At 50.9% G+C, this 7,234-nt stretch carries 8 protein-coding genes; 6 read left to right on the forward strand and 2 right to left on the reverse strand.

The window, feature by feature from the left end; translation table 11 throughout:
• Nucleotides 1-408: 408 nt before the first annotated feature.
• Nucleotides 409-939 (forward strand): hypothetical protein, encoded by a 531-nt coding sequence (locus Pla144_RS24275; RefSeq protein WP_146453300.1) that lies wholly within the window; start codon nt 409-411, stop codon nt 937-939.
• Between the two features lie 288 nt (nt 940-1,227).
• Here Pla144_RS24275 and Pla144_RS24280 read toward each other — a convergent pair whose 3' ends face one another.
• Nucleotides 1,228-1,767, reverse strand: coding sequence for a hypothetical protein (locus Pla144_RS24280; protein WP_146453301.1), 540 nt, complete (start codon nt 1,765-1,767; stop codon nt 1,228-1,230).
• Between the two features lie 301 nt (nt 1,768-2,068).
• On the opposite strand from Pla144_RS24280, the gene Pla144_RS24285 reads away from it, so the two are divergent.
• The 5 genes from Pla144_RS24285 to Pla144_RS24300 all read left to right on the forward strand — a co-directional run bounded on the left by Pla144_RS24285 (nt 2,069) and on the right by Pla144_RS24300 (nt 5,819).
• Nucleotides 2,069-2,569, forward strand: coding sequence for a hypothetical protein (locus Pla144_RS24285; protein ID WP_146453302.1), 501 nt, complete (start codon nt 2,069-2,071; stop codon nt 2,567-2,569).
• Between the two features lie 197 nt (nt 2,570-2,766).
• A complete protein-coding gene (locus Pla144_RS24290; RefSeq protein WP_146453303.1) occupies nt 2,767-2,955 on the forward strand; it encodes a hypothetical protein in 189 nt (62 codons plus the stop codon).
• Between the two features lie 718 nt (nt 2,956-3,673).
• On the forward strand, nt 3,674-4,075 hold the full coding sequence (locus tag Pla144_RS24295; protein ID WP_146453304.1) for a hypothetical protein: 402 nt from the start codon (nt 3,674-3,676) through the stop codon (nt 4,073-4,075).
• A 36-nt stretch (nt 4,076-4,111) separates the two neighbouring features.
• A complete protein-coding gene (locus Pla144_RS24970) occupies nt 4,112-4,282 on the forward strand; it encodes a hypothetical protein (protein ID WP_197530995.1) in 171 nt (56 codons plus the stop codon).
• An 841-nt stretch (nt 4,283-5,123) separates the two neighbouring features.
• Nucleotides 5,124-5,819, forward strand: coding sequence for a hypothetical protein (locus Pla144_RS24300; protein WP_146453305.1), 696 nt, complete (start codon nt 5,124-5,126; stop codon nt 5,817-5,819).
• Nucleotides 5,820-6,258: 439 nt separating this feature from the next.
• Here the strand turns inward: Pla144_RS24300 and Pla144_RS24305 are convergent, their stop codons facing one another.
• Nucleotides 6,259-6,966 carry a PEP-CTERM sorting domain-containing protein gene (locus tag Pla144_RS24305; protein ID WP_146453306.1) on the reverse strand — a complete coding sequence of 236 codons (708 nt, stop codon included), beginning with the start codon at nt 6,964-6,966 and terminating at the stop codon, nt 6,259-6,261.
• Nucleotides 6,967-7,234 lie beyond the last annotated feature (268 nt).

Genomic DNA, 7,234 nt, shown 5'->3' on the forward strand with positions numbered 1-7,234 from the left:
CCAGGGGGCGGCAATGAGCCCCCGGTCTGCGTGAACGCAATGAGAATGCGGCGGTAGCCGTCTAAAACTAACTTTTATCCCGCTAACGGATCACGCTGGATATTCCAGTTCACGATGAACCAAGACAGATGACCGAGGCAGGATATAGCCGGTGGGCACCCCAAGGCCCCGCCCCGGCAGACTGGCCTCCTAATAATCTACCCTGTTCGAAACTTGGTCTCTGGTGACCCCATTGTGCACGCTTGCAATTAATCGAACCTTCGTCGACATTGATGCGGACCAATTTTCTCAAGTGGTCGATAAAACGTACATGCGGCACCACTGCGATTTAATGTTGAAGAAAACTATTAAGCGGCAGTGTTTTCATCTCTTAACTCGTCACAACTGTTTTTGACATGGAAGCCTTTAATGACACGTACTGAATTTAACGTCGGAAATCTCGGCATCTCATCCGCTCTTCAACTAACGCTTTGGCCTGCTCGTCCCGAGTTTCGGGAACTTACAGCAAAAGCCCTGACGGCCTTCGGCACGGAGGAGCAGGCAATTGGGCTTAGTGCTCTCGGACATGATTTCGTGCGTTATCTTCAATTCGAATCTTCGGCGATTGAAAGCACGCACTATCCGCGACTCTCAGGATTTCAAATTACGCATTCGGAATTGAGCAAGTGCACGGACTCCGGCCGAAATATTGAGAAACGCTCGGTTCGAATTCTTACGGACAAGCAAAATGGACCTATCTTGCGTGGCTTTGGCGATAGCGAACATCCGCAAGAAATAACAGCTGTGTTTTCTCATCTTTCAGTCGAAGGCTGGGAGCGACTCGTTGTTAAACTCGGCTGGAACCCAAATAATTTGTGCGAAGCCAGTGCACCAGGGATCACTTTTTACCCTTCCGCCGATGCAGAAATGAGCCTTCTCGCTCCTCCGTATTGGACGTAGAGAATCATCGGAGCGGATTCTCCAACGGTTGTAGCTACGAAAAGCGAGACTAATTGTTAGACACACACTTTCCAACTGAGCCGAATCATTCCCATATGATCCCTTGAGAATGGGGTGAAACCGGACCACGAATACGTGAATACCTGGACTTTCGGTACCCTCCGCGGCGCACCCTTGAGAATAGGTTGCCCGCTGAACGTCCGAGAATAGCTAGCCCCCCAATCATGCCTGGATTAAACCCGGCCATCTCTGCCTATCGTACCAACCAATCCGTTGAATCAGAGCCGTTCAGGCTTCCTCGAGTGGAGCAGGAAAGGCTTTTTCTGGGATGACGTTGTAGGCGATTGCGCCAAGCTCGTCGGGTGTGCGGCGTTGGCCGACGCTCGGCCACGCTGGAGTCTCTTTGAGTTCGGGCATCATCTCCACTAGCCGTTCAGCCATCTGCAGGGCAATCGTCTGAATCGAATCTTCCGTACTCTGCTCCTGAATTGAGCGAACGAAACGCATGAGCTTTAGCAAACGAGTTCGCAGCAAGATCGGGGAGGAAAAGTCGTCTTCTGGTTCCATGAGTAATTCGGCAATCGGTACTCGTAAAGCTGCTTGCCACTGATAGAGATCCGAAAGTAGCATATCGCAAGTGGGATCCGCCTGCTTCATGATAGTGGTCGGCGTCGTTCCAAGTCGGCCAGCCAGCACACGAGGCTTGATGTCCTCTTGCTCCATTATTGCAGCAATGCGATGCAGCTGAATGGGAGTATTCCAGGTCGGAGAGATTCTTCGGCTGCCGCTACAGTGCCAAGGGTCATTTTGTCTCTGGCTTAGTTCCATGGTTCTTTCTCCGGCCTGTCAAGAGAATCATCTCGGACAAGGCCAATTGTTTTGTTGCGAAGAGAGGTATCCTCTTTCGCCGGGAGGGTTTTATGGGCTGGATTTCATGAAATCCGCGCTCGCTTACTCATTGCAATACGCAAGAACGATGGATAATGGTTGAGATTGCTGTATCATGATGTTCGTTAACAGTTTTCGTTATTCGTCTGAGAGGCTCTGAAATAACCGAGTTGTGGCCGGGTAATTCGCAATAGGTCAGTATCCTCCGGGATTTGCAGAGTTGCGAAAAAGGAAACCAGGGATGTGGAATAACGCCGAAGTTGTCGCATTAGTTGACGGTCAGGGGTTCGTTCGAGCCATTTCTCGAAACGAAGAGGAGGCCCCCATTCATGACGCCATTGGGCACAGTCTTATCGAAGAGCGGGTTCTTGAGGCGTGCAAGCCCGCCGCTCGAGAAGCGCTTGACGCGGCCTTGGCAGGTAAGGAAGTACGACTCGAGGTCGGAGCGATCGCCGATGATGGCCACGTGTTTTGGAGCAAAGTAAGGCTGATGCCTTCACCGTTGCCGGATTTGCCGGTGCTCTTGCATACCCGGAGGTTGCCTAGAAGTTGGGATGCCTTGAGTCAGCGTGAAAAAGACGTCATCTATGCATTGCATGAGGCGTCCATGAATCCCAAACGTGCGGCAAAACAACTGGGGATCACCCTCAACACATTCAACGCCCACCGACGCGCAATCAGTCAGAAATGCGACTTGCGCGGCGTCGGTGAGTTCTGGGTCTTCGTGGAGCGGTGCCGCTGATTGGTTGTGAAGACTTGGCGACCACGGATTGTCAGAATCGCCCCTAGTTCGTTAGATGATTGTTTGACCAATGCATGATGCGGTTCTCTTTTGCAAAATCCAGAAACGGCATGTACCGTTTTTGAAGCTTTGGAAAAGCCGCACTGCCGAACACCGACAGGTAACAGAAACTCTTGTTTCGGCAGATCTTACGTCAAGTGGGCGATACAAGACTCGAACAGCAACAACAATTGTCGGGGAAAACGGCACTTCCGCGAGTGGTGCATGCTCAGGTGCAAGTAAATTCGCCAAATACTGATCCCAGACTTGTCGTTCTGATCGAAGCTTGGCCCGGTCTGGAGGAGGAGACCAAGTCGAGCATCCTAGCTATGATCGAGGGCGACTGAAAGTCTGGCAGAGAATCCGGTAACGGGTTGCCGTCAATCATGGTATGGGTCATGCCGATAGCTCGATGAGTGCTCACTGCCGGGAGCGGAACAACGACAAGCTACTCCCGGTCGTGTCCAACCTTGTGCGAGATTAGCTGAACCCTGTTGCGGTGGGTTGATAATCAGGACAGATGCTCGCTCTCACTGACCGAGGATGCGAAGGAAATCATTCTGACAATTGTCGAGAATTGCTGAGGGCTTGTGCTCCAGATTTGGATAAGCCTCCACCACTCCAGGTACCATCGGTATAGCGTACTGGTTCACCTGCTCCCATTCAGAGGTTTTTCTAACCCGGTGGATTAAGCGTAAGCGACTGTTTTGGGAGGAAATCTGGGGTCTCTACTGCCAGCCGTTGATAGCGGCGGACGATAAAACCTCCGCCGAACTTGGGGGGCCGCGAAACTGCACAAGACGATGAATCCGAAGCGTCCAAGTGATTTGCACAATCTGCTTAGGTCCTTTTGTCCAACGCTGATTTGGAATGCCCCATTCTCCAAGAAGATTCCACTCAACGTTGAGTTGCTTCTTGCCGTCTGTTCCAGTAGGCTCCACCTTTATCGGCCCGTGTTTCGCTCTCCGTTATGCACGAGCGTGCAATAACTTAGACAATTGCCGCAAAAAATGGGAACGAGATAATAAGTAAGCTCGCCCAACTTGCTCGAACCATTCCGAAATCATGACTACAACACTGCGGGTACTTATCGCCATCGCTACTGGAGCACTCTCGTCGCTCGTGGGATTGCTGTTCGCGATTGCAGGAGGCGTGGTTGCATGGACTGTATTTCGAGGCGTTCCATGTATCTTGTTGGCCATGATTGTCGGTGGACTATCGGCGTTCGCAATTCGTCGATTTGGTTCCTTACCTGCTTCACCGATTGCTGGTGCGACCGGAGCAATGATCGCTGCATACTTGGCTATCGCCAGTGGTGAAGTGGTATCACCCGGAAGCTTTGATTGGGCAGTTAAAGGTGGTCTGTACGGCGCCATGATAGGAGTGCCCATGGGTGCCGCTCTCGGTCCGTTGGCCTTGAGAAGGCCAGATAAAGAAAACGAGAGACCTGAGAGTATCGAACCCTGACGTTCATCGAATAATTCGTACGTAGTGAGGCGACCCATGTTGAAATCAATTAGCGGCATCCTTGGTGCTGCAACCTTGCTGTTGCTCCTCGCAACAGTAGGCTCCGTGATGTTTCCCGAGAAGACGCCGAGTTGGGCGATCCTGTTCGGTGCCGCGACCGTGTGTGGCGTGCTGAGCGTCATGACGTTTCGTCAATCAAAGAAGTAAAACTATCGTTTATCAATTCATGCACCGCTTAAGTTCGACAAAATGACATTGACTTCGATACGCGAACAATTGCCTGAACCGGAGCGGCGAATCAGGCGGAATCTGAAGTAAACGCTTAGCGTCGCCGCCCGTTTGTGTTGGACGATCCCCACGTGCAATTTGGTGGTTCTATAATCGCCGAAACCGCATCGACCTCACTCATGAACGCTATTTCCCAAAGTCGCGTCGTACAGATAGGCCGATGCACTTTCGGGCTTTGGCTTCATTCCGTCGGCGTGAAACTCCGAGGCAGGTTGCGGAGCCTGCCAGAACGCGGCGGCGTGCCAATCCGCCGCTAGATACGGACGTAAACAGACGTCCCTCTGGCTGCCCCTTTACCGCAAGCAATCCGCTTGTGGCACTTTCTTGCGCCTCCAGCACAAGATAACTCCCGGGCTTTAGATGGCTTGAGTCCTAGGCTTGAATTTGGCCCCACTCCGTCCGGTTCTATTGGCATAACTTATTAGAAGCTAAGGATAATCCTTGGCGGCTCATGGCTATGATGACCGTTTACATCGCCACCCTCTATACGACCACGCTTCGGCTGCTTGGGCATAAGGCTATATGCGATATAGACTTAGATGAAGATTGCGACCGATTCTTCCTTGTCAAACCAGTTTGGTATTAATTTCACGACGCGTTTGCTAGAATAAGACGCAGATTTGAAAAAACTTGTTAACTTTCGGCAACCGATCCCGCACCTTGGGCACCTTGTATATAACTTGTGCACAGAGTGCATTAAAAGTAGATTACTAAACTCGTCCTGATTCTAATTAACAATTTACTCCTAGGAGGTGTCGTCATGTTAAGAAATACGTCTGTCTGGCGGAGTGCTTTGCTTGTCGCTTCAATCGAGTTCATGTTGAATTCTGGGATAGTTCGAGGAGCTGGGCCTTACTCTGAGAATTGGGATGTTGGCGATACGAACGGCTGGATGCAAAGTACAACATCTAGCACTGTGATTCGAGATAATACTGAGGGTAATCCGGTCAGTTCATTGGCCGTACGGCGCATTCTGTCCCAACCGATTTTTGATATTGGTGTGACCACTGATCTGGCCGCAGTTTCTGGAGACTACACCGGAGTTCCTACTTGGATGCTGTCATTTGATGCAAAGTATGATGTTGGTAATTACTCTGATACTTGGCTAAGGTTTCGATATCAAGATTCAACCTTTGAGGGTTGGCACTTAGACGTGGCCGATGTTTTTCCAAACAGCTGGGAAAGCTATTCGATTATGTTCAATCCTGGCTGGACCAGTGTTCAAGCAGCGGCCAACGGATGGCAAGACGAAACCGGGGGCACAGTTTCCTGGCAACAACTCATGTCAAACGTATTCCATCCAGAAGTTCGATTCTTATTGTCTGACGAGGGTAGCGCCATAGCGCACGTTGACAATATTGCTCTGAAGGCAATACCAGAGCCTACAGTTTTTTCTCTGGCTGCAATCGCTGGTTTAACCTGCATTGTGATTGCTCGTCACCGCGTTTGCATCTAGTGGAATGTAAGGATTACTAAGGCGCTTGCACTTGATCACAGTTGGCATGTTGGCTGCAAAGATTCTTCTTTCAACCACTTCATTGGGTATGTGATGTCTGTCCACTCTTTCCCAAACAGCGGCGTCATAAATATGACGAAATCTGGCGGTTAGATGTCGACCAGTGGGCTTGCTATGTGTCCACGGCCAATTGCGGCAAGGGATTCTTTGGAAGGACAGAGGCGGCCGCGCTCAAGAAAGCTGTGAAGGCGGTGGATGCTGGTGAGATTGGGTGGTGAATATGCAGAGTAACAACAGCGTTTAGGAATTCCGCCTCCACCACTTAGCGGTTTGGGTGTAGCCGTACTAGTATCACTGTACCCAATCGGGTGTGATATCTCTTAATTATGGTCCTGCAAGTCACTCCTTGGCAGCACCTATTTAGCGTAGGACGAGCAGCCTAAGTTCGGCTCATAATTTCTGAAACCATACGGTTGGGTCGCGCCCAAAAACAGCAAAAGCCCAGTGCGGTCAGCAGGATCGAAGTCGGTTCAGGAACCGGCTCAAACATCACTGCGGCCGACCGCATCGACACAAAGGAGTTTACAACGGCCTCCTGCTTCAGAATGATTCCGCTGGATCCGTCATACGTGATGTCACCCAGGTACACCCAACCGCCCTGAATAGCGGGATCGTTTTGATCAACATGTACGGAGTATGAATTTGCGCCCGAGACGGCGGTGTAGTCGACGCCTGCAGAGTTGACGTTTACCGTTTCTGGCCAAGCCGCATAGATGCGGTAGTCGCCGGCTGCGCCGCCCACTTTTCCAGTCCCTCCAACGGGATTACCAAGAAGATCAACGCCCAAGACCTGGCCCGTAGTGTTGAGATTGTCGGCGTCGGTTGTGGGATCGTAGCGATAGACGTAAGTGTCAGGTTCATTAACTCCATCGCCGCCGAAGATACTGTCGCCGCCGGTGAGGCCAAAAGCGGACGAAGCGGAACTTTGTGAGGCTTGGGTCGTATCTCCGCCAAAAGTAAAATGAGAATTGTAAGTTAGAATAGCGTCGTCGAGACCGTCAGTGTCGATTTCGATGAGAAACGCAGCGTGTGCACGACCGGCCAAGAGGGCCAGTCCAAGGCAAACCAAAACTAGGCTTTTCTTCATTAGTTCTACTCCCGGAATGTTTGAACAATGTGCGAGAAGGTCACCAGCCGATGGACACAGAAGAGATTTACATCATCCACCAAACTTATGTTAAACCGATCTGGGAAGCGATGCAAGGAAAAAACATTCGGTTCGACTGCAAGGTGTGAGCGTCTCGAAAGTAGGTGTGAAATTTGCTCTAATTCTGTTGTGCGGGTAAGTCTTCCTATTTTCCACATTTCTAGGAGTCGATCATGTCCACATCCCCCCAGGAATCTTTGGACCTCAA

The organism is Bythopirellula polymerisocia (genome assembly GCF_007860015.1).
Taxonomy (GTDB): domain Bacteria; phylum Planctomycetota; class Planctomycetia; order Pirellulales; family Lacipirellulaceae; genus Bythopirellula; species Bythopirellula polymerisocia.

What these genes read in the sequence shown, in the direction of transcription:
- Pla144_RS24275 (WP_146453300.1), top strand. Translation starts at nt 409, where the DNA reads ATGACACGTACTGAATTTAACGTCGGAAATCTCGGCATCTCATCCGCT.
- Pla144_RS24280 (WP_146453301.1), bottom strand. Translation starts at nt 1,767, where the DNA reads ATGGAACTAAGCCAGAGACAAAATGACCCTTGGCACTGTAGCGGCAGC.
- Pla144_RS24285 (WP_146453302.1), top strand. Translation starts at nt 2,069, where the DNA reads ATGTGGAATAACGCCGAAGTTGTCGCATTAGTTGACGGTCAGGGGTTC.
- Pla144_RS24295 (WP_146453304.1), top strand. Translation starts at nt 3,674, where the DNA reads ATGACTACAACACTGCGGGTACTTATCGCCATCGCTACTGGAGCACTC.
- Pla144_RS24970 (WP_197530995.1), top strand. Translation starts at nt 4,112, where the DNA reads ATGTTGAAATCAATTAGCGGCATCCTTGGTGCTGCAACCTTGCTGTTG.
- Pla144_RS24300 (WP_146453305.1), top strand. Translation starts at nt 5,124, where the DNA reads ATGTTAAGAAATACGTCTGTCTGGCGGAGTGCTTTGCTTGTCGCTTCA.
- Pla144_RS24305 (WP_146453306.1), bottom strand. Translation starts at nt 6,966, where the DNA reads ATGAAGAAAAGCCTAGTTTTGGTTTGCCTTGGACTGGCCCTCTTGGCC.